Below are 22,962 nucleotides of genomic sequence, written 5' to 3'. Positions count from 1 at the left end.
TTATGAAAGAGTAAGCCCCGAATGATACGGGGCTTACGCAGTATTGGATGACAATTACTCTTCGTCGATAACGTTCTGATAGCCTTCCGCGTCTAACAGCTCATCCAACTCAGATTCGTCAGAAATTTTCACTTTAAACATCCAGCCATCATGGTACGGGCTGGTATTCACTTGCTCTGGCGAATCAGCCAGCGATTCGTTGACTTCAACCACTTCACCAGATAATGGCGCATAGATATCAGAAGCTGCTTTGACTGATTCAGCCACTGCGCAATCATCACCTTGAGATACGGTATCACCGACCTCAGGCAACTCAACAAACACCATATCGCCCAGCAGCCCTTGAGCATGCTCAGAAATACCGACGCTGTATACGCCTTCGCCTTCGTGACGGACCCACTCATGGGAGGATGCATATTTTAAATCTGTTGGGATTGAGCTCATGATTCGTTCCTTACCTGACGGTTTTTTTATTAATCGTTTGTCCGCCTGCACAGACGGTGACTTCGTTATTGTTATACAGCTGACTATCTTTTGTACAGTCCACTGTAGCCTAATATTAGATGAGTTTTTTACCCATGCGCACGAAAGCAGGTTTAATCACCTTTACCGGTACCAGCTTGCCGCGAATGTCTACTTCGGCGGTCTCGCCAACGCTCGCAGGTACACGTGCCATGGCAATACTGAAGCCCAAAGTCGGTGAAAACGTTCCTGAGGTGATCATGCCTTCTCCGCCTTCAACCACCACGCGCTGGCCGTGACGCAACACGCCTTTTTGCTCCATCACAAGCCCTACCAGCTTGTCGGTGCCTTGCGCTTTTTGCTGGTCGAGGGCACTGCGGCCGATAAAGTCACGCTCGCTCGGTTCCCAGGCGATGGTCCAGCCCATATTGGCGGCCAGCGGAGATACGCTGTCGTCCATATCCTGACCATACAGGTTCATGCCGGCCTCTAAACGCAGTGTATCACGCGCGCCCAAGCCCGCAGGCTTCACACCAGCATCAAGCAGTTGCTGCCAAAAATCGGCGGCCATGGTGGCAGGCATCGCGATTTCGTAGCCATCTTCACCGGTATAACCAGTGGTTGCAATAAAGAGCTCACCGCTTTGCACGCCAAAGAACGGCTTCATACCTTCAACAGCGGCTTGTTGCTCAGCACTTAGCAAGGTGGCGACCTTGGTTTTGGCATTCGGGCCTTGCACGGCAATCAATGCCAGCTCAGAGCGCTCAGTAACCACAACATCAAAGGCAGCGGCATGCTGGCTGATCCAGGCTAAATCTTTTTCGCGGGTAGCGGAGTTCACCACCACGCGGAAGAAGTCGTCTTGCAGAAAATAAACAATCAGGTCATCAATCACACCGCCCTGCTCATTCAACATGGCGGTGTACAGCGCCTTGCCCGGCACAGACAGCTTAGCCACATCGTTGGCCAATAGCTTGCGCAGAAAATCACGGGTACGCGCACCGGTTAAATCAACAATCGTCATGTGCGACACGTCAAACATGCCCGCATCCTGGCGCACAGCATGATGTTCTTCGATTTGAGATCCGTAGTTGATCGGCATGTGCCAGCCAAAGAAATCGACCATTTTGGCACCAGCTTCCAGATGCTTGGCATGTAACGCGGTATGTTGAGACATTCTACTATTCCTGTGATGAGCAAGTGGCTTGCGTTGCAGTCTATGCAGACTGACCGAATAATAATTCGCTTCGATTATAACTGATGGCAGCAGGGGCCAACAGCCCCTTTTGCCTTAGTTTTTATAATGCAGAAAGATTGACTAGGACTCTGATGAGCCGAATGCACTGCGGTCATGAGAGCTCACTTGCACCCGCTCGGGTAAATCGCCAGCATTACCAAGGGCCAGCGCCATCATTTTCTTTTTCAGCAATGGCTGAGTATTGATAAAAACCATGCCTAGTGAACGCAGCAATTTTGGCAGTGGTGAACCACCACTAAAGCCACGTTTGAACGCTTCCATTGCCAGAATCAGGCTCTGAGCCTCGGATTTACGCCAGCGTTGATACTGCTGCAACATCTGCGGTTGATCGATGCTTCGTCCCGCTTCCAGTTGTTTTGTTATTAGCTCAGCTAATGCAGCAACATCCATCAGACCCAAATTCATGCCTTGCCCGGCCAGTGGATGAATGCTGTGAGCTGCATCGGCCACCAGCACAATGCGTTGCTGTACCCATTCCGTTGCATAACGCATTCGAAGGGGCAGTAGTTGCCGCTCGCTGCATAACTGTAAGGGCCCGAGCACCGATTGGCTTGCTGCCGTGACAGCCTGCTCAAACTCGCGTGCCGGCATAGCTTGCAATTGCTTCGCTCGCTCCGGTGGTACGCTCCAGACAATGGAAATGCGCTGTGCATCGGTCAATGGCAGTAATGCCAGCGGGCCATCCGGCCAGAACACCTGCCGCGCCGTGGCCTGATGGGCTTCATCGCACGACAGGGTAGCCACCAGTGCATGATGCTGGTAGTCCCAATGCATCAAGGGCATCTGTTGTTGTTCACGAATAAAGGAATTGGCGCCATCTGCTGCTACCAGCAAGCGGCTAAAAATAAGTGCCTCATCACTCAGCTGCAGTACCACTTCACGGTCACTTTGGGTTAATTTCTGAATGCGGCTGGTGAATAGACATCGCACATTGGAGCACGCTTTCACCTGCTGAAACAGCTGCTGACGCAGTTGCTCATTATCACAGATCCAGCCCAGGGCGGGCAGTTGCTGTTCAGCGGCATCAAACCCGATACGGCCAAAACTATCCGCTTGCCAAACACACATCTGTTGGTAAGCCGCGGTTTGAGCCGCCAGCCCCGGCCAGACATTCAATTGCTGCAACAAGCGCTGCGAGGCCAGATTCAGTGCACTGACCCGCTGATAGGTTGGTTCCGTCAACTCTGGCTCCGGGCCTTGCTCAATCAAGGTGATGGAGAGATCCAAGGGCGCCAGCAACAGCGCCAGGGTCAAGCCTGCACTGCCAGCCCCTACAATGGTGATATCGGTATGAGTCATCTCGCTCTGCTGCATCGTTATCTCGCTGCCTGGAAAAAGGCTGATTTGGTGGCACTGGCTTGCAGCCCCATGGCTTGTTGCGCTAATGGCTGTTGCAGCTCGTCACACAGCAGCATGCCAACTAAACCTAAGTTGCGACCCAATGCGACCAAGCGGGACGGATTGGAAAATAACCGCACCAAACCATCGGTAAAGTGCACGACCTGCTGCATGTCGTGCTGCCGCGCTTGTTGATACTGCCGCAGCATGGAGTAGCCACCGATCGCTGAGGGATACGTCAGCACGCCATCGACCAAGGCAGTGATATCTCGTAGCGCCAGATTAAAGCCCTGGCCAGCTATCGGGTGCAGGCTGTGTAAACTGTTGCCTGCCAGGGCAATGCGATGTCGAACCGGGCTTTCTGCCTGACGTAACGCCAGTGGGTAGCTGCTGCGTTGGCCTGCCCGGCTAAAACGACCGGCGCGATAACCGAAGGCTTGCTGCACCGCAGCCAAAAATTGACTGTCATCCAGCTGCATCAAATGAGCGGCCTCGCTCGAGGCTGTGGTCCACACCAATGAATAACGTTGCTCATTGAGTGGCAATAGCGCGATGGGACCATGCTCGGTAAAGCGTTCAAAGGCACGTTGTTGATGAGGCTGATCCAGCGCCAGATTGGCGATAACCGCGGTTTGTTGATACGCCTGATGCTTGCTTTGAAAACCAGCCAATTGCCGGGTGGGTGACCCCCCCCCTTCACAAATCACCAGCAAGCCTGCTTTCAGCGAATGACCACTGCTCAATTGCAACTGCACTGCATCGATGTCACTGTGCAAGGCGGTGATATGATCGGGCCGATACCATTGCAACGGCTCAGCAGAAGCTGCAGCAAGGTGCTGCTGCACGGCCTGACCAAGATGCTCCACTTCCAAAACGGCACCTAATTCGCTGACCCCTAACGACTCGGCTGCAAGATAGCATTTACCAAAATGGCCGCGATCTGATACATGGATATGTTGGATCGGGCAAGCTTTAGCGGCCAAAGAGGGCCACAGCCGCCAGGCCGCCAGTTGCTTGATACTGCCGGCAGCCAAAGCAATGCTGCGGCTATCAAAACTCACCGAGGCCTGTTGCGCTGGTTGCTGCTCGATAATGGCAATGGTTTTATCAGGAGCAACTTGGCGCAGTGCATAAGCCAGCGTTAAGCCAACCATGCCACCGCCAGCAATGGCAATATCGACCTCGCTGGTGGAACCCTCCGTCGTACGGCTGGGATTAATCGAATTGGCCATGCGTTCTGCCTGCCATCAAGGCTTCAATGTCTGCCAATTCTTTGGGTACCCCTGCGGTCAGCACCTGATGACCGGTAGCCGTAATCAGCACATCGTCTTCAATACGAATACCAATGCCCCACCACTTGGCATCGGTGGCGCTGCCGGTTGGAATGTACAACCCCGGTTCAACGGTTAACACCATACCAGCTTCAAACAAACGTGCTTTATCGCCCGCCTCGCTGTGATGATCGCTCTCTGTAGTGGCCTGGTAACTGCCGACATCGTGCACATCCAATCCCAACCAATGGCCCAGGCTGTGGATCATAAATGGTTTGGCAGCCTGCTCAGCCAGTAAGGTGTCCAGCTCGCCCTGCAAAATACCTAAGTGCAGTAATCCGGCTGTCAGCACGCTTGCGGCGGTATCGCCAGCCCGTTTAAAACTGCCTCCGGGTTTGATCTGTTGCAGCGCGGCCAGCTGCGCATCCAGCACCAATTGGTACAAGGCCGCTTGCTCCGGGCTAAAACGGCCATTGACCGGAAAGGTACGGGTAATATCAGCGGCATAGCCCTGATACTCACATCCGGCATCAATCAACACCAGGTCGCCATCATGCAAGGCATCACTATTTTCGGTGTAGTGCAAAATACAGGCATTTTCGCCGCCACCAACAATGCTGTTATAAGCCGCGAAGCGAGCACCTTGCATGGCGAAATGCTGCAAAATACAGGCTTCGAGTTGATACTCATGCACACCAGGCTGACACAGCAGCATGGCTTGGGTGTGTGCCTCAGCACTTATCCTGCCAGCGTGTCGCATCAAGGCAATTTCACCTTCGTCTTTTATCAACCGCATTTCGCTGAGCAACGGTCGCAGATCATGGATCGTGGTAGGCACCAGTTCACTTTGCCGCGGCGTATTGCGGATCTGTTCCAGCGCAGCGAAGACGTGCTGATCGAACTGCGGATCGGCGCCAAAACTAAAATACAGCTGCTGTTTACCGCGCAATGCATCGAGCAATACATCCGATTGCTGCGATAGCGAAGCGGCAGGCACACCGAATACAGCTTCAGCCTGCCCGGTGCCATAACGACGGCCTTGCCAAACCTCTGCTTGCGGATCTTTATCGCGGCACAGCAGTAACTCGCTGCATTGGCCCTGCTGATCTTTACTGAGAATGAGTAACGCATCCGGCTCTGGAAACGCAGTTAAATACCAAAAATCACTGGCCTGACGGAAGTGGTATTCGGTGTCGCGGCTGCGGGTTTGCTCGCGGGCGGCAGGCACAACGACAACGGCTGAAAGCGGTAATTGAGCGAATAAACGTGCTCTGCGATCGGCAGTGGCATGCTCCATGGGTGATGTTATCCTATTAGTTCAACTCAGTTGAAAACGGCAAATCGGTCTAATGCAGCGTTTTTTTCGGTGAATCCCCTGCATGGTATTTTTGCCCGACTTCATGAAAACAATTCAACGCCAGAATACGAATATGCTCCAGTACCAGATAATAGGATTCTTCATTTTCTTTCTCTGAAAAGTCACTACTGCTGTGTACGTCCAAACGGGTAATTTCGGTCAGTTGTTCGATAGCATCACGAATATCGTCCGACACCAGGGATAAATCGGTTTGCAGTACAGCAAAGCCCACTAAAAACGCCTGGCACCATTCCACCACCGCTTCTAAGCGCTCGATCAGGCTGTCATCATCGCTTGGCAACAGCAAAGCAAAGGAGTAATCCGGCTGCAACAACTGGCTGTTGGTTGCAGTAATAAGTTCAAGAATTTGTTTTTGCACCGCGACTGGAACAGCCTGGCTGTCATTCAGAAAATCGTACAATACCGGCATAATTTGTGCCTGCTCGGGTTGCACCCCGGCACTAAGAAGACCACTAACCAAGCCATGCAATTCGGCCGGTGAGGCCATCAGCTGCGACTCTTCCAACTTTACTAACCACTGCTCATAAGGCAGCACATAAGGAGTAGACATAGGAACGTTCACCAAGATGCTTTGCGCTATACTATCATTTCGGTTTATTAAGGCCAATACAGCATCCGTTTTTCACGACCGCAGCATAAGATTCACGTTAGCGACCTTTCGAAGCCCCCCTATGCAATGCTATACTAAGAGCGTTCTCTGGGCTGTTGGTGATTGGATCGACGTCCCTGAGCCGATATTCAGATTGAAAAGGGATTCACCCTGTCGCTCTTGTGCAAGCCCGGCTCGTATCGGGAAGCCTGCGGCGGCATCCGACTCCCGCCTTGAACCCAGGGTTCAAGGGCTACAATCCAACACGGCAGCTTCGGAGAACATCTTTCTGCTTTAATTTTTTCATCAGTGAAGGATGAATAACATCGTGACCAGCCGTACTGAACTGCGCCAGCTGATCCGCCATCGTCGCCAGCAACTTAATCCATCTCAGCAACATCAAGCTGCGCAGGCACTCGCCGGGCGCTTTAGCCAATGGCCTGAACTCAGTGACTGCCAGCACATAGCACTTTATTTAAGCAACGATAGTGAATTGGATACCTGGCCACTTATTCATGCCTTGTGGCAACAACAAAAAAACATTTACCTGCCACTGCTGCACCCTTTTACCGCTGGCCATTTAATTTTTCAGCACTTTTTACCCAACACCCCCATGCGCAGCAATCAGTTTGGCATCCCCGAACCGGATTGGAGCTGCCCGGATTTAATACCATTGTCAGAGCTGGATCTGATCGTAACCCCTTTGGTTGCTTTTGATGAACAAGGCAATCGCTTAGGTATGGGGGGTGGCTTTTACGACCGGACGCTAGCTGGCTTTTCAGCACGGACAGCAGCTGGCAGCCCACGTTTGGTCGGCATTGCTCATGATTGTCAGCAGGTTGAGCGTATTCCGGTGGAAGCCTGGGATGTGCCCTTACCCGCCATTTGCACCCCCGCGCGGTTTTTTCTGCTTTAATTTGCAGGAATCTGCTGTCGTCCTGCGCTCAGTTCGTTATAATAACCACCTTTACGATATCCATCTGTACGGCTAAATAAGGTTTTCTTATGCTTACCCAAGATGACATGAAACGCAAAGCAGCCTGGACTGCCCTCGATTATATTCCTCGTCACACCATCGTTGGTGTCGGTACTGGTTCTACCGTCAATCATTTCATTGATGCATTGGCCAGTATCAAAGAGGACATCGAAGGCGCTGTATCCAGTTCAGAACAATCGACGGAACGCTTAAAGGCACTGGGTATTCCGGTGCTGGATTTAAATTCGATTGATAGCTTTGCGGTGTATGTCGATGGAGCCGATGAGATCAACCCTGATCGTCATATGATCAAAGGGGGCGGTGCTGCCTTAACGCGCGAAAAAATTGTCGCTGCTGTCGCTGAGACCTTTATTTGTATTGTTGATGAAAGCAAGGAAGTGCCTGTACTCGGCCACTTTCCGCTGCCGGTGGAAGTGATCCCCATGGCCAGCAGCTATGTGGCTCGTGAACTCAATAAAATCGGCGGTCGTGCCGTGCTGCGTCAAGGTGTGGTTACCGACAATGGCAATCAGATCCTGGATGTTCATGATTTGGAGATCCAGCATCCAATTCAGCTGGAAGCGCAAATAAATAACATTGTTGGTGTGGTCACCAATGGCATTTTTGCTGCTCGTGCAGCAGATATTGTCTTGGTCGGCAGCCAGCAAGGCACAAAAGTGTATAAATAAACACGTGCTTACAACAAGAACCCGGGTCCATGTCCACCCAGACATTTCGCAATAAGAGAAGCATCATGGAAAAATTTTCACTGCCCAAAGATAAGATTAAAGTTTTACTGCTGGAGGGTTTGCACCAAAGTGCCGTGCAGACCTTTAAAAACCAAGGGTACAGTAATATTGAATACCTAAAAACGTCATTACCTGAAGCTGAATTGGTGGAAAAAGTTCGCGATGCCCATTTTATTGGCATTCGGTCTCGTACTCAGCTGACCGAAACGGTGCTGGATGCTGCTGAAAAACTTGCTGGCATTGGTTGCTTCTGCATCGGTACCAATCAGGTTGATTTGCACGCCGCTCTTGAGCGTGGGATCCCGGTCTTTAATGCGCCATTTTCCAATACCCGCTCGGTGGCCGAATTAGTACTCGGTGAGATTATTATGTTGCTACGCGGTATTCCATCCCGTAATGCAGCGGCTCACCGCGGTGAATGGCAAAAAACCGCCAATCAATCCTTTGAAGCCCGGGGCAAAACCTTAGGTATTATTGGGTATGGTCATATCGGCACTCAGCTAAGCATTATGGCCGAACACATCGGCATGCGGGTGCAGTTTTACGATATCGAAGATAAGTTGGTTTTGGGCAATGCGACACAGGTTGATTTTAGCACCTTGCTGAAAACATCCGATGTCATCAGCCTGCATGTGCCTGAAACACCACAAACCAAAAACATGATTGGCGAGTCTGAGCTCGATGTGATGAAAGCTGGCAGCATTCTGATCAATGCTTCACGCGGCACTGTCGTCGATATTGATGCCTTAGCGGCCGCCCTTGATAGCAAAAAACTGGCCGGTGCTGCCATCGACGTGTTCCCGACCGAACCCAAAAGCAACAGCGAAGAGTTTATCTCACCACTGCGTGCTTTTGACAATGTACTGCTGACCCCCCACATTGGCGGCTCAACACAAGAAGCGCAGGAAAACATTGGTTACGAGGTGGCAGGCAAGCTGGTGAAATACAGCGACAATGGTTCAACGCTATCTGCAGTCAACTTCCCTGAAGTGTCCTTGCCTGAGCATACTGGCCGTCATCGCTTGCTACATATCCACAAAAACCAGCCAGGTATGCTGACCAAAATCAACGAAACCTTTGCCAAGCATCAGATCAACATCGCCGGTCAGTACCTGCAAACCAGTGCCGATATCGGTTATGTGGTAATTGATATTGATTCCGCAGACTATGCCTTGGCATTAACTGAGTTGAAAGCGATCCCTGGTACTTTGCGAGCACGGGTATTGCATTAGCGGGTATTGCGTTAAAGGCAACGACAAAAAACCGGCATATTAACTTGTGCCGGTTTTTTTATTAAAACGAATACACCACTGAAGCAGACGTTTCGGTGTCTGTTTTAAAACGAGCATCGTCTGGTTTTGAATCGTATTTGACAATAAAATTAAGCCGCATCGACAAACTACCGCGTAATTGAGCCGTAAGACTGGTGCGACTGAGCACACTGCTGTTATCACCATCGAGCGACAACACGGTTTCAAGCGACTGCCGAAAACGAGTGCCTTCACGCAGCTTGTACTCAAGATTGGCAGCGGCAAACCAAATCAGCCCGCCACGGGTTTCATCGTTCTGCCGGCGCTGGTAACCAATACCCGGGCCAGTTTCCAAATCGAAATAATTGGGCGTTTGGTCATACACCCGGTTGGCGTAACCAAGTGCCAGTGACGCTTGCTCACGAAAGGCACCAAAGCGATCGTTAAGATAAGAACCACGCGCAAAACCACTTTGGTTGCTGGCGGCAAACTTATAGTTACTCTGCGCTGTCAGACCAACACGCTGGCCGGAGGTAATGCTTTCATAGCTATCGTCCACACTATCACGTACCTTACTGGTTCGGATCAGCCCTTGAAACTGATAGCGGTTTCGAAAGTAGGGAATTTCATGTACTAGCTCTGCATTGGTTCGCACCGACGTTGCTTTGGTATTGCCACTGCTATAAAGCAGTCCTAACTCGACATCTCCGCCAAACCTCTCTTTCTCAGACCCGGAAGCTACATCGGTCTTTGGTTCAGCCATCACCACACCACAAAACAGCAATACAGCAAACATGCCAAGACCAGATAGATTGAACTGCACCATTAACAAAAATTTCCGTACCCAGAAAAGTGATTATTGTAAACCTTTTCAGACAGTAGTCCAAGCCAAATGAAGAACATCTGGGCTTGAACAAGGTAAATGGTGGCTTGCGTCAGTTAAACCGCATATCGCCACCGTATTACAGCGACATTAGCTTTCAGATCTGGCGGCAATGAACTCTAAAGCCATCGCCAGACGAGACAAACTACGTGCCTGACCAACCAACAACAAGGTTTGATCCAACGATGGCGAATTACCACCGCCTGTCACGGCTACACGAAGCGGCATCCCGACTTTGCCCATACCCAGCTCCAATTCTTCAGCCGTCGCATGGATAGCTTGTTGAATGGATTCTGCGGTCCACTCGCTCAAGGCGGCTAACTTTTGCTGAGCTAACTTCAGTGGCTCGGCCGCTACCGGGCGCAGGTGTTTCTTCGCCGCATTCGCCTCAAATTCAGCAAAATCTGCGTAAAAATAGCGACTGACTTCGACCATTTCTTTTAACGTTTTCACCCGATCGGCCTGCACGGTAATGACGTCGGTGATAGCAGGACCATTCGAGGTATCCAGCTTCTGCGCATCCAGATGCCATTGCAGCTCTGTTGCCACCCGTTCGGCCGGTAAGGTTTTCATGTAATGCTGATTCAACCAAATCAACTTTTCGGTATTAAAGGCCGATGGCGCCCGGTTGCAGTTCTTCAAATCGAACAAGGACACCAGTTCTTCTTTACTGAAAATCTCCTGATCGCCATGCGACCAGCCCAATCGAACCAGATAATTCAGCAGTGCTTCTGGCAAAAAGCCATTATCACGATACTGCATCACCCCGACAGCGCCATGACGTTTCGATAAGCGCTTGCCATCGTCACCGAGTATCATCGGGACATGAGCATAATGTGGAATATCGGCACCTAGCGCTGCCAGAATATTCATTTGACGAGGCGTGTTGTTGACATGGTCATCACCACGGATCACATGGGTAATGCCCATTTTCCAATCATCAACCACCACGGTGAGGTTGTAGGTCGGTGAACCGTCGGTGCGGGCAATGATTAAATCATCCAGCTCTTTATTAGCGATCTCAATGCGGCCTTTAATCATATCGTCGATCACCACAGTGCCTGCTTGTGGGTTTTTAAAACGAATGACATACGGCTGATTTGCAGGGTGATCGGTGCGATCACGCCACATGCCGTTGTAACGAGGTTTTTCGCCAGCCGCCATTTGCGCTTCGCGCATTTGATCCAGCTCTTCGATGCTGCAAAAACATTTGTAGGCTTTACCCGCATCCAGCAACTGCTGGATCACCTCTTTGTATAAATCGAAGCGTTTGGTTTGGTAGTATGGGCCATCATCCCAATCCAGCCCTAGCCACTCCATACCTTGCAAGATGGCATCAACAGAAGCCTGAGTTGAACGCTCTAAATCCGTATCCTCGATGCGCAACACAAATTTGCCACCCATTTTTTTGCTGTAAAGCCAGCTGTAAAGTGCGGTACGGGCCCCACCAACATGCAAATAACCGGTCGGGCTGGGAGCAAAACGAGTAACAAGCGACATAAACAATTCCTGATGGCTTAATTCAATGGCGGTATTGTAGCAAGATTTTACCGGGCTCTGTTGACCTTTCTGGTTGAAAGTGTCGTTTTTTACAGCAAGCAAACGGCAATATTAAATTTCCTGTTGACACTCGAAAACGGAACTCTATAATGAGCGCCATTGATGACGCGGATGGTTAGCTCAGTTGGGAGAGCATCGCCCTTACAAGGCGGGGGTCACTGGTTCGAACCCAGTACCATCCACCATCATCAGTAGACTTCTCAGTGGATGGTTAGCTCAGCTGGGAGAGCATCGCCCTTACAAGGCGAGGGTCACTGGTTCGAGCCCAGTACCATCCACCATAAATCTTTCGGTAATTTCGCTTCATTCCTGTTCCACATTCTTGCTATAGTTGTTTTAATACATTATTTCCTGCCAGGATGTAAACAGCTCCATGGATCAAAGTGTTTCCCTTGATGTCCACATACTGATCATTGATGAGCAGTCTCTGGCACAAAGCTACCTGAAGTTTGCGCTGGAAAAGCTTGGCTACCAGCAAATTAGTGTGGCTGATCGTGCTCAGGATGCGATTCAGCTCTGCAAAAAACGCCAGTTCGACCTGATCATATGCGCGCATAACTTGCAAACGGGAAAAGATGGCTTCCAGCTGTATGAAGAGTTAAAAAGCCGTGGGCTGCAAAAGCTCAGTACCGGTTTTATTTTTATTAGTGCGGATACCGACCCTTCTCTGGTCTATAGCGTCATTGAACTGCAACCCGATGAGTTTTTGGCCAAACCCTTTGTGATTGGTGATCTGGAACTGCGCATTGAGCGTGTTCTCAAACGCAAGCATCAACTGAAACCCATCTATCAACTATTGGACGGTGGCCAACCTGAACGGGCACTGGAGTTAATTAATACTCAGCTATCTCAAGCCGAGAATAACGCGATTTATCCACTGCTATTGAAAGTAAAAGGCGACTTGTTGCTGCAACTTGGCCGTATTAAAAACGCCGAAGCTTTTTTTGATGCCATGCTGGATATCCAGCCGTTTCCCTGGGCTCGCATTGGCTTGGCTCGCACCTTGTTGGCGCAAGATAAACAGTCGCAGGCGCTGATGTTGCTGCAGCAACTGATCAAACGCCCGGAAACGCGCCTTGAAGCACTGGATTGCATGGCTGAAATTGAGTTCAGACAACAGCAATTTGATGAGGCTCAGCAGCATTTACAGCAAGCCGCTAGCTTGGCACCTCGTAACTTATTGCGTCAGCAAAGGCTGTTGCAGCTATCGCGCATCAATCACGATTACGAGGCGCAATACAATGCCGCCAAAAGCATGGTGAAATTTTCCCGTCACTCCAGACATGAGCAACCTGATCTGTACTTAAATTTAGCCAGAGCCAGCATTGATCTGGCCCTGACCTTGGATCAGGATGATGAACAATCGATGCGACTGGCCAAACAGGTCAATCAATGCCTCACTACCATTCGGCAGCAATTTAATGACCATCGCAAAGAGTTTCAACAAGAAGTCATTCAAGCCCGTGTGTTGTATTTAAAGGTCAATAAAGACAAAGCTCAGCAATTACTGAAAGATTTACAGCAAACCCCACCCGATGACGATTCCATCGAAGATGCGCTGGACCGGGCTAAAGCCTTGCATGAAGTAGGTCTGACCGAGGCGTCCAATCGGTTGTTTCGTCAAATCAGTCAGCGCTGCCAGCGGGAATCCGATGATCCGATATTCAGTGTGTATCTGGAGCAAGAACAAAAAGAGCGGGCCAGCATGCCTTATGGCGCTCGCGAGTTGAACAACAATGCCGTGCATTTATTTCAGCATGGCAATTGGCAGGAAGCCTTCAAAGCCTTTGAGCTGGCACTACGAGTCATGCCCAAAAGTGCAGCCATCGCGCTCAACTTATTGCAAACTATTTTATCCGCACCTCGTCGCCATGCCATCAATGAAAGCCAGCAGGAAACGCTGATTTTGCGCTGTCTGGATATCATCGAACAAGGGAAGTTAAATAGCGATCAACTGAAGCGTTACCAAAAACTGAAGGAACGACATCCAGAGCGTTTTACCACGGATGCCATTCAGGTTCAAAGTTAAAGCTGCTGGCTTTTAGACTAGGTTGCCCCTTGCGGGCCGCGGCCATGTGCCAGTGAAATGACATTCAGAGGCTGCATGATTTTCGCAAAAGCAGCGTTCGCAGGCATGGGCCGGCTAAAGTAATAGCCCTGAAAAGAGCGACACCCCAATGCTTTCAGTTGCTGCAATTCCTCACTCGTTTCTACGCCCTCCGCTACCACATCCAAATCCAGACTGTCGGCCAATGCCAGAATGGCTTTGGTAATGGCCAGATTGCCTTGGCGGGTATGAATATTACGAACAAACTTCTGATCAATCTTTAACTGGCCAATAGGCAATTGATGTAAATAACTAAGTGAACAATAGCCAGTACCAAAATCATCCAATGAAAAGCTTACACCTAACGTTTGCAACTTACCCATTTTCTCTTGCACCATGGCAATATCCGTTGCCAACATGCTTTCGGTTAACTCAAGCCGTAACCCCTCAGGATTGACGCCACTACCAATAATAGCAGCCACTACTTTTTCGACAAAGTCTGCTTGAGCGAACTGGAAAGAACTGATGTTGACTGAGCAGGTAAACCGGCGCAATTCGGGCTGTTGTTGCCAGCACGCCAACTGCTGGCAAGCTTCCATTAAAACCCAGTCGCCAATCGCGATGATCAAGCCAGTCTGTTCAGCAAATGGAATAAAAACTGCAGGTGAAATCATACCCTGCTCAGGATGCTGCCAACGCAACAAAGCCTCAACACCGGTAACACTTTGCTGCTGTACGATGGGCTGATAATGCAATTGAAACTGACACTCTCTGATGGCGGTATGCAAATCTTGTGTCAGCATGGCTCTTTGATCAGCTTGCGCTTGCATTTGCGGATCAAAAAATGCGACGCCATTGCGTCCACTGCTTTTCGCACGGTACATCGCCATTTCGGCTTGTTTCAACAGTTCGTCACTACTGAACCCCTGGCCATGAAATAACGTCATGCCGATGCTAACGGACGATTGGTACAAATTATTCAGTAGTGGTACCGGTTCATTAACCCGAGCAACTATCAACTCAGCCATACGTCTGGCTTGCATGGCCGCTTCATTCAGTGTCGGGCCAAGACCAGGCAACAGCACCGTAAACTCATCGCCCCCCTGCCGGGCCAACGTATCGCCCTCAGCTAACTGAGCCTGAATTCTACTTGCAATGGCTTGCAGGTAAAGATCACCTTGCTGATGGCCAAAACTATCGTTGAGGTTTTTAAAATGATCCAGGTCAATCAACAGTAAAGCGCCATAGGCGTGATCACGTTCACTTTGCTTTAAAGCCTGATGCAATAACTCATGCAAAAAACGACGGTTGGGTAAGGCGGTTAACGGATCATAAAAAACCAGCTGCTCAACTTGTCGCTCTGCCTCTTTTCGGATCAGACCACTGGCAAGGTTACCTGCTAAGAGTTGCAAGGCTGCGATGGTATGATCTTGCCAGTAGTGGACCGTACGTACGATATCCAGACCCACCATCCCCAATAAGGTCGTGCCTGCCATCACCGGCAGCATAATAACCGATTGGATCCCTTGAGGCTCAAGCAGCTGACGCTCCGGGCTATCTGCAGCCAGTGCATGGATATCATCAATGGCTTGTGGCTCTCCCCGTAAGAAGGGTTCCATCCAACCGGAGAAAACAGTGATGTCCAATTGCTGTAAAAGAGCTTGCTGTTTTGATACGCCTTTTGCACACCATTCATGGGTGTTAGAAGCCAGAGTGAACTCATTATTGAATAAAAAGAGGTAACTGCGATCGGCGTTAAAAAACTGTCCGACAGACGCTAGCGCCTGTTCGATGGTTGAATCCATCTCTTCTCCGCTAGAGGCTGTCAGCGAAGCTGTGATGGTAGACACTAACTGGAATAGTGCTTTCTGCTGTGCGGTAGTCTCACTCGACACAGGAACTCCGTCAAAGCCACTTAAGTCTTTTAGTGTAACTGTTGTTGCTAATATTGGCAAAAGTACCAAGACAGCTTGCGCAAAAAAAACATCGCTGCTCAGCCGTTACTTCTTTGTCGTCGCAGGTTCCGGCCATTCACTAAAAATAACGGGGAGTCGTTTGCTACGAAGTATCCACGCCAAAGCAAGTAGTAATAATGATGGGGCAACCAACAACCAGGGTTGTTCCACGGCTGCGTATTTGGGCAAGGCAGCGATGGTGATCCAAAGATCAGGAATCAAGTTGAGCAGGAGCAGCCATTTACCATAGCGCCACAATCGAAACCAAGCCGGGTGACCTTTTGGCCGCCGTTGCGATAAAGCGGCACATATTAGTAAGGTTGGAATAGCCAGTAAACAAGCCAATAAAAATTGCTGTTGATCCGGATACAACACGGCCAGCATCTCGCCTTTTTGCTCTGGGATTGTCAGTGCCAACACCCAGCTGATCACGGGCCGCAACAGCAATAGCATCACCAGATACAATCGCAGTGGCAATGCCACTAACCCATCATCATCCAGCGGCCAGCGTAACGGATCGAGTTTCATGTTAGACCTGACGCCGTCGCTGCGCGAGAGCGCCCAGCGCAATGAACAAGGCCAGAATCACCCAGGGTAACCAGACATTACTTAATGATGCCAGCTGACTCGCTACGATCGGAGTAAGAAATAAGGTAAAAGCACCATAGCCAAAAGCACAAATCAGCACAAAAATCAGCGTGCGCCAGATAAAGTGCAAACTACTGATCTGGCGCCGGATCACGTGATTGATATCATTGCCGAACACCACAAGGCAGGTAGCGACCATCGCCAGCGCAACATCGCGCAGGTAAGGGCGAACAAGAGCTCCCCACTGAGCACACACATCAAGCAGCCAATCCACTACTATCAGACTCCATATTGATCAAACACAGCTTGCATCGCCGACTCATCCCACACAGCCACGCCCAGATCCGTAGCTTTATTGAGCTTAGAGCCAGCATTTTCTCCAGCAATCACCGCATGTGTTTTTGCCGAGACAGAGCCCGACACTTTAGCGCCCAAACGCTGCAAACGAGATTTTGCTTCATCCCGCCCCATACTCATTAAGGTACCGGTTAACACCAGCGTTTTGCCGGCTAGTGGCTGTTCACTGGCGGCTTGCACCTCAATGATCGGCCAATGAATACCTTGAGCTAATAAGTCATCAATAACGGCTTGGTTGTGTGGTTCCTGAAAAAAAGCGATCAGGTGCTGTGCCACTATAGCCCCTACATCCGGTACTGCTTGTAACTGCACCTCGGTAGCATCCAGCAAGGCTGGCAAATCACCAAAATGCTGTGCCAGGTTAAGGGCAGTGGCCTCCCCCACTTCACGGATCCCTAAGGCATAAATAAAGCGAGGCAGCGTCGTGACTTTGGCATGCGCAATTGCCTTCAATAATTTGGTCGCCGATTTTTCTGCCATTCGTTCCAAACCAACCAAGGCGGGCATATCCAACTTAAAAATATCGGCTGGTGTTTTGACCAGTTGCTGCTCGACCAGTTGCTCAACCAACTTATCGCCCATGCCATCAATATCAAGTGCCTTACGAGAGACAAAATGTTTTAGCGCTTCTTTACGCTGAGCTGCGCAATACAATCCGCCGGTACAGCGAGCGACCGCTTCACCTTCCACTCGCTCAACTTGCGATTGACAAACGGGGCACTCACTTGGAAATTCAATAGTACGACTATCGGCCGGACGGCGCTCCAGCAGTACAGCAACCACTTGAGGGATCACATCGCCGGCACGCCGCACTGTTATCGTATCACCAATACGTACCCCCAGGCGGTTGATTTCATCTTGATTGTGCAAGGTAGCATTACTCACCGTGACACCACCCACAACCACTGGCTCTAAGCGTGCTACCGGGGTAATAGCCCCTGTGCGCCCGACCTGAAACTCAACATCCAATAAGGTAGTCAGCTGTTCCTGAGCAGGAAACTTGAAGGCAATCGCCCAGCGCGGCGCTCTGGCAACAAAGCCCAGTGCTTGTTGCTGTGCCAGACTGGCTACCTTCACCACTACACCATCGATCTCATAAGGCAAACTGGCCCGCTGTTCGGCGATATGCTGATAGTAAGCACGTACAGCAGCACTGCCTGACACCAATTGGATCTCAGGACACACCGGTAGTCCCCATGATTTTAGTTGCTGTAAGCGCTGATAATGGCAGTCGGCCGATAACTTGCCCTGGCTATCCTCCACATCGCCAATGCCATAGGCATACAGCATCAAAGGTCGGGTGGCCGTAATAGCCGGATCCAATTGCCGTAAGCTACCTGCAGCGGCGTTGCGCGGATTGGCAAATACTTTATCACCTTTTGCTGTGGCCGTTTCATTTAAGCGATGAAAACCAGCTAACGGCATAAAGACTTCTCCACGTACTTCCAACACTTCTGGCCAGTTATTGCCCCGCAACCGAAGCGGAACGGCCCGGATCGTTTTGACGTTGCTGGTAATATCCTCCCCGGTAGCGCCATCCCCACGGGTCGCAGCTTGCACCAAACGGCCCTGTTCATAACGAATACTGACTGCCAGACCATCCAGTTTGGGTTCACAGCAAAAACTAAACTCGCCATCGTAATCAATCCGGTCGGCCATACGCTTACAAAACGCTTGAAAATCAGCATCATCAAAAGCGTTATCCAATGACAACATCGGCACTTTGTGCTGAATTTGGGCAAATTGGCTAAGCGGTTTATCACCAACACGTTGCGTCGGTGAATCCGGCCGCACCCATTCTGGATGTTGCTGTTCGAGTTGCTGCAGCTCGCGAAACAAGCGATCGTACTCAGCATCAGGCACAGTGGGCTGATCAAGCACATAGTATTCGTAGCTGTACTGATTCAGTTGAGCCTGAAGCTGCTCAACCTGTTGTTGCATTGGATTGGTCATGCTGGATCCATACTAGAAATCAGGATGGCAGGCAGCTCAGGCTGCCTGTACAAAGTTAACGAGAGCCGCGTATCAGTTGTTGGCGCTGAAACTCGCGGATTTTTTCCACATAGTGGCGGACGGTTTGTACCGTCAACACACTGCGCTGGCCATCCAACACCTGACCACCGAACTCTTCCGCTATTTTTTTGGCGGCGTTGTTCATTAAATTAAAGTTTTGCAAAGGGGCACCAGGGCCGGGCATCGTCATAAACAAGCTGATGCCGCGGGTGCTTACCTTTTCCATCTGTTCAATATCGAAGGTACCAGGGTTAAACATATTGGCCAGGCTGAACAGTACTTCGCCGGAGCCTGCGCTGTCCTCATGCCGGTGGAAAATATCCATCTCACCAAATTTAAAACCAAGCGTCAGTAACAACGGCAGTAAATCCTGCCCCTTGATTTCACGACCTTCAGGCAAAAGCACATACAAAATAAGTACTTCAGACGGCGCTGCGGGCGCTGCCTCCTCAATACCTTCAGATTCACTAAACCGTGTGGTTGGCTTGGCAGCTTCATCAGTATCGTCAGCATCAATGGCACTGAAGTTCAACTCTGGCTCTTTTGGCATTTGAAAATCAAACTGATTCTGGCTGATTTCTGGCTCCTGTGATACTTGCTCTGAGGGCACGCTTTCTTCTGTCGCCGCACCGCCCTTACGGATCACACGAACTTTACCGACACCAAACTCATCGAAACCATCATCGACCCGGTCTGCCTGCTCCGATTGTTGATCTTTACCCGGGTAATAACGGTGCTGTTTTTGTCCGGAGTTTTTCCGCACCGTCCAGAGCCCATGCAATAACAAGGCTCCAATAGCCACTGCTATTAAAATAAAAAGCGCTAAACGTAATTCATTCGCCATTCCTGGACCCTTCTGATTCTATGAGGCTTCAGCCATTTTTACTGCATCATCAACATCGACCGCAACAACTCTGGATACACCAGGCTCCTGCATGGTAACACCCATAAGCTGGGTTGCCATTTCCATGGCAATTTTATTGTGACTAATATAGATAAACTGTACTGTTTCTGACATTTCCCGTACCAGATTGCAAAAACGACCTACGTTTGCATCATCCAACGGGGCATCTACTTCATCCAGCATACAAAAAGGCGCCGGATTTAACTGAAAAATCGAAAACACCAATGATAATGCGGTTAGCGCTTTTTCTCCACCCGACAACAAGTGAATCGTGCTGTTTTTTTTCCCTGGTGGCCGGGCCATGATGCTGACCCCGGTTTCCAGCAGATCATCGTCAGTCAATTGCAGATAAGCACTGCCGCCACCAAAGACTTTGGGAAATAAGCTGCGTAACCCCTGATCAACCTGTTCATAGGTCACTTTAAAGCGCTGCCGTGTTTCTTTATCTATTTTACGGATGGCCGTCTCCAATGTCTCCAGCGCCAGCGTCAGATCCTGATGCTGGGCATCCAAATAAGACTTTCGTTCCGCCTGCTGTTGATATTCATCTATAGCCGCCAGATTAATGGCCCCTAACCTTGAAATCGCATCGGAGGTTTTATCCAACTCATTTTGCAACTGTTGCTCATCCGCATCGCTGGCCAGTGTTTCCAATACCGCTTTGAGGTTGACCTGCTGTTCTTGCAACAGTTCCAACATACTGTTCGCTCGCACCCGATGGCCTTCCGCATCTAAACGTAACGACTCCAGCTGCTGGCGCTTTTGATCCACCACCTGCATGATACTCTGTTGACCTTGCTCCAGCTGGCGTATTTTTTGCTCACACTCTGCCAGTGCGTTGTGCACCCGCTGTAATGCCTGCTCTGCTGCTTCACGCTTGACTAACGTTTCCTGCAATTGCTCTTGCAACGCTTCATCAGATCTACCCTCATCATCAAGGTGCTGCAACTGCTGTTGACGCTCTTGCAACTGCTGCAGATGCTGACGACTGCGCACTACATTTTGCGCCAAAATCTGCTGCTGCCGCTGACTGCTGGTCAATTGCAAGGTCAGCTGTTGCCACTGCTGCTGTTTTTGCAACAACCGGGCTTTTAATTCCGCTTGTTGCTGTTGCAACTGAGCTTTATCATCCTGCAAGCTATGCTGCGCTGCTTGATGCTGTTGCAAGGCCTCCTCGTGCAATAACAACTGTTCGCTCAGGCTTTCTTGCTGTAGTTCTGTCTCTTGTTGTTGGGTCTGTAGTCTCTCCAACTCTTGCTCAATACGCTGCTGCTGCTGTTGTTGCTGCTGATGCTGTTGTTGCAACAACAACCTGTTGGTACGCAATTCCTGCTCTTGCTGCTGCGCCTGCTGCCACAACTGATGCGCATTACGCTGTTGCTGCTGCAGGTGATCAACCTCGTTCTGCAATGCATCGAGTTCGTTTTGGCTGATGGATAGTTGCTGCTCTGCCATCGACAACTCATCGGTTAATTGCTGTAAACGCTCGGCTCTTGCCAGATAGCTATTTTGTAGTTCAGGTTGCGGTAACATGCACCAGTTACTGCCAAACCATAGTCCGTTTGCAGTGATCACCGAATAACCTGCAGTCAAACCAGGTAACATTTGTCGAGCTTGTTCCGGTTGTTCAGCCGTCAAAATGCAATGAAAAAAGTCCGGTACTTCACCACTTTGTACCTTGTGGGCTAACGACTCTGCTGAGCCGTTTCTGCCTGAACCAGTGCTATCGCCACTTGGCAACAATACTGAATGCTCTAGCTCCTCAGGCCAATTAGCCTGGAGTCTGGCATGCTGCAAACCACCTAAAGCCATGGTCACGGCTTGTGCCCAGCCCGGCTTAACATCCATTTGAGCAACCAAGGGTTGCTGCCCGGCCTGTCGTTGCGCCTGCTCAAGTTTCTGCTGCACGTTCTGCAATTGCTGCTGCTCCAACTGCAAGCGATCCAGCTGTCGTTGCTGTTGTTGCAAGCGATCATTGCTGTGCTGCAACTGTTGCGCTATCACTTCAGTCTGTGATTTTCGTTCAGCCGTCAACTCAGTCGACCGTTGATACTCCTGTTCTGCAGCATTAACCGCGGCAGGATCTATCGACTGTAGCTCTGACAATTCTTGCTTTAACTGTTGTATAGTTTGCTGATGCTGGCTGAACCGCTGCTGAGCATGCTGCAATTGCATCTGTTGCTGTTGCTGTTGCTGCTGCAATTGAAAGTTATGCTGCTGCCACTGCTGCCACTGCTGTGTTTTGTTTTCGCTTTGCTGCTCCAATGCATCGGCTTGATGTTGCAACTCCTCAACTTGCTGCTGCAATAGCTCCTGCTCTGGTGCCGTTACCTCAATCAACTCTTGCTGCTCAGCCAATTGCTGCTGTTCAGCAGTCAAGTGGGCGTTGGCATCCGCCAATTGTTGCTGCACCAGTTGCACCTGCTCATGGCGCTGCTGACGCTGTTGACGTTGATGCAACAACCGCTGTTCAATATGGCTGATTTCGGCTCCCAAACGATAAAAGGTTTCCTGCTCAGCCGCTTGCTGCTGGCGATGATCCTGCTGTTGCTCTTTTAACTCAATTAATACCCGCTGATCACCCAAATGTGCAGCCTGGTACTTCTCCAGCTCGGTTTCTGCTGCGGATAATTGTTGTTCAAGCTTGGTTTGCAACTGATGGAAAGTCAGCCAACGAAGAGCAGTCACCTCACTTTTTAAGGTACGTTCCCGCGCTTTTAGCGTTTTATAACGTTCTGCGGTACTGGCCTGACGCTTGAGCTTATCGAGATTTTTCGCCAGTTCTTCGCGTACATCAGCCAAGCGCTCCAGGTTTTCACGGGTATGACGAATTCGGTTTTCGGTTTCGCGGCGTCGTTCTTTGTACTTGGATATGCCAGCGGCTTCTTCGATAAATACCCGCAGCTCTTGTGGCTTGGATTCGATCAGGCGTGAAATCATGCCCTGTTCAATAATGGCATAACTGCGGGGGCCAAGACCTGTGCCAAGGAAGATATCGGTGATATCACGACGACGGCACTTGCTGCCATTAAGAAAGTATGTGGATTGCGCATCCCTCGTGACCAGACGCTTGATGGCTATTTCACTGCGATCAGCCATCGAGCCTTGCAAGCGACCTGCGGTATTTTCAAACACCAATTCAACCGATGCTTGCGACACTGGTTTACGTTGGGTAGAGCCATTGAAAATAACATCCGTCATGGCATCACCGCGCAAGTTTTTGGCTGAGCTCTCACCCAGCACCCAGCGCACCGCATCAATCACGTTGGATTTGCCGCAGCCATTGGGGCCAACCACAGCTGTCATTTGCTGTGGAAAAGGTACAGAAGTCGCATCGACGAAGGATTTAAAACCCGCCAGCCGGATCTGTTTTAAGCGCATCTC

General features: G+C 50.3%; 18 protein-coding genes, 2 tRNA genes and 1 other RNA gene. 7 read left to right on the top strand and 14 right to left on the bottom strand.

What is annotated here, in order from left to right; genetic code table 11:
- Positions 1–54 precede the first annotated feature (54 nt).
- The 6 genes from gcvH to Q3O60_RS00580 all read right to left on the bottom strand — a co-directional run bounded on the left by gcvH (position 55) and on the right by Q3O60_RS00580 (position 6,257).
- On the bottom strand, positions 55–444 hold the full coding sequence (gcvH, locus tag Q3O60_RS00605) for a glycine cleavage system protein GcvH (protein ID WP_305891962.1): 390 nt from the start codon (positions 442–444) through the stop codon (positions 55–57).
- Positions 445–559: 115 nt separating this feature from the next.
- Complete coding sequence (gene gcvT / locus Q3O60_RS00600; protein ID WP_305891961.1) at positions 560–1,639, bottom strand: glycine cleavage system aminomethyltransferase GcvT; 1,080 nt, start codon at positions 1,637–1,639, stop codon at positions 560–562.
- 141 nt (positions 1,640–1,780) lie between these two features.
- A complete protein-coding gene (locus Q3O60_RS00595) occupies positions 1,781–3,019 on the bottom strand; it encodes an FAD-dependent monooxygenase (RefSeq protein WP_305891960.1) in 1,239 nt (412 codons plus the stop codon).
- Between the two features lie 17 nt (positions 3,020–3,036).
- Complete coding sequence (ubiH, locus tag Q3O60_RS00590; RefSeq protein WP_305891959.1) at positions 3,037–4,290, bottom strand: 2-octaprenyl-6-methoxyphenyl hydroxylase; 1,254 nt, start codon at positions 4,288–4,290, stop codon at positions 3,037–3,039.
- On the bottom strand, positions 4,274–5,626 hold the full coding sequence (gene pepP / locus Q3O60_RS00585) for a Xaa-Pro aminopeptidase (protein WP_305891958.1): 1,353 nt from the start codon (positions 5,624–5,626) through the stop codon (positions 4,274–4,276). Before pepP ends, ubiH begins: the two co-directional genes overlap by 17 nt.
- Positions 5,627–5,675: 49 nt before the next feature.
- Positions 5,676–6,257: a UPF0149 family protein gene (locus tag Q3O60_RS00580; protein WP_305891957.1), complete on the bottom strand. Its 582-nt coding sequence runs from the start codon at positions 6,255–6,257 to the stop codon at positions 5,676–5,678.
- 141 nt (positions 6,258–6,398) lie between these two features.
- Between Q3O60_RS00580 and ssrS the strand changes: the two genes are divergently transcribed.
- The 4 genes from ssrS (at position 6,399) to serA (ending at position 9,253) form a co-directional block, all read left to right on the top strand.
- Positions 6,399–6,581: non-coding RNA, 6S RNA (gene ssrS / locus Q3O60_RS00575), on the top strand.
- A 31-nt stretch (positions 6,582–6,612) separates the two neighbouring features.
- A complete protein-coding gene (locus Q3O60_RS00570) occupies positions 6,613–7,212 on the top strand; it encodes a 5-formyltetrahydrofolate cyclo-ligase (protein WP_305891956.1) in 600 nt (199 codons plus the stop codon).
- 89 nt (positions 7,213–7,301) lie between these two features.
- A complete protein-coding gene (gene rpiA / locus Q3O60_RS00565) occupies positions 7,302–7,961 on the top strand; it encodes a ribose-5-phosphate isomerase RpiA (RefSeq protein ID WP_305891955.1) in 660 nt (219 codons plus the stop codon).
- A 65-nt stretch (positions 7,962–8,026) separates the two neighbouring features.
- Complete coding sequence (serA, locus tag Q3O60_RS00560) at positions 8,027–9,253, top strand: phosphoglycerate dehydrogenase (protein WP_305891954.1); 1,227 nt, start codon at positions 8,027–8,029, stop codon at positions 9,251–9,253.
- Positions 9,254–9,314: 61 nt separating this feature from the next.
- On the opposite strand, the gene Q3O60_RS00555 is transcribed toward serA, so the two are convergent.
- Positions 9,315–10,097, bottom strand: a complete 783-nt coding sequence (locus tag Q3O60_RS00555) for a DUF481 domain-containing protein (protein WP_305891953.1) — start codon at positions 10,095–10,097, stop codon at positions 9,315–9,317.
- Positions 10,098–10,244: 147 nt separating this feature from the next.
- A complete protein-coding gene (gene gltX / locus Q3O60_RS00550) occupies positions 10,245–11,654 on the bottom strand; it encodes a glutamate--tRNA ligase (protein WP_305891952.1) in 1,410 nt (469 codons plus the stop codon).
- A 169-nt stretch (positions 11,655–11,823) separates the two neighbouring features.
- Between gltX and Q3O60_RS00545 the strand changes: the two genes are divergently transcribed.
- The 3 genes from Q3O60_RS00545 to Q3O60_RS00535 all read left to right on the top strand — a co-directional run bounded on the left by Q3O60_RS00545 (position 11,824) and on the right by Q3O60_RS00535 (position 13,743).
- A tRNA-Val gene (locus Q3O60_RS00545) sits at positions 11,824–11,899 on the top strand.
- 20 nt (positions 11,900–11,919) lie between these two features.
- A tRNA-Val gene (locus Q3O60_RS00540) sits at positions 11,920–11,995 on the top strand.
- 92 nt (positions 11,996–12,087) lie between these two features.
- Complete coding sequence (locus tag Q3O60_RS00535; protein ID WP_305891951.1) at positions 12,088–13,743, top strand: tetratricopeptide repeat-containing response regulator; 1,656 nt, start codon at positions 12,088–12,090, stop codon at positions 13,741–13,743.
- Positions 13,744–13,760: 17 nt separating this feature from the next.
- Here Q3O60_RS00535 and Q3O60_RS00530 read toward each other — a convergent pair whose 3' ends face one another.
- The 6 genes from Q3O60_RS00530 to smc all read right to left on the bottom strand — a co-directional run bounded on the left by Q3O60_RS00530 (position 13,761) and on the right by smc (position 22,959).
- Positions 13,761–15,656 (bottom strand): putative bifunctional diguanylate cyclase/phosphodiesterase, encoded by a 1,896-nt coding sequence (locus Q3O60_RS00530; protein ID WP_305891950.1) that lies wholly within the window; start codon positions 15,654–15,656, stop codon positions 13,761–13,763.
- Positions 15,657–15,761: 105 nt separating this feature from the next.
- Positions 15,762–16,244, bottom strand: a complete 483-nt coding sequence (locus tag Q3O60_RS00525; RefSeq protein ID WP_305891949.1) for a DUF2919 family protein — start codon at positions 16,242–16,244, stop codon at positions 15,762–15,764.
- 1 nt (position 16,245) lies between these two features.
- A complete protein-coding gene (locus Q3O60_RS00520) occupies positions 16,246–16,578 on the bottom strand; it encodes a DUF3392 domain-containing protein (RefSeq protein ID WP_305891948.1) in 333 nt (110 codons plus the stop codon).
- 5 nt (positions 16,579–16,583) lie between these two features.
- Complete coding sequence (gene ligA / locus Q3O60_RS00515) at positions 16,584–18,614, bottom strand: NAD-dependent DNA ligase LigA (RefSeq protein WP_305891947.1); 2,031 nt, start codon at positions 18,612–18,614, stop codon at positions 16,584–16,586.
- A gap of 55 nt (positions 18,615–18,669) precedes the next feature.
- Entirely contained in the window at positions 18,670–19,518 is an 849-nt protein-coding gene (gene zipA / locus Q3O60_RS00510) for a cell division protein ZipA (protein ID WP_305891946.1), read from the bottom strand.
- An 18-nt stretch (positions 19,519–19,536) separates the two neighbouring features.
- Positions 19,537–22,959 carry a chromosome segregation protein SMC gene (gene smc / locus Q3O60_RS00505; protein WP_305891945.1) on the bottom strand — a complete coding sequence of 1,141 codons (3,423 nt, stop codon included), beginning with the start codon at positions 22,957–22,959 and terminating at the stop codon, positions 19,537–19,539.
- Between the last annotated feature and the right edge of the window lie 3 nt (positions 22,960–22,962).

The sequence above is a fragment of the Alkalimonas collagenimarina genome (genome assembly GCF_030717845.1).
Lineage (GTDB): Bacteria > Pseudomonadota > Gammaproteobacteria > Enterobacterales > Alteromonadaceae > Alkalimonas > Alkalimonas collagenimarina.
Note: the sequence above shows the minus strand (reverse complement) of the source record. Positions and strands in the feature narration are given on the sequence as shown.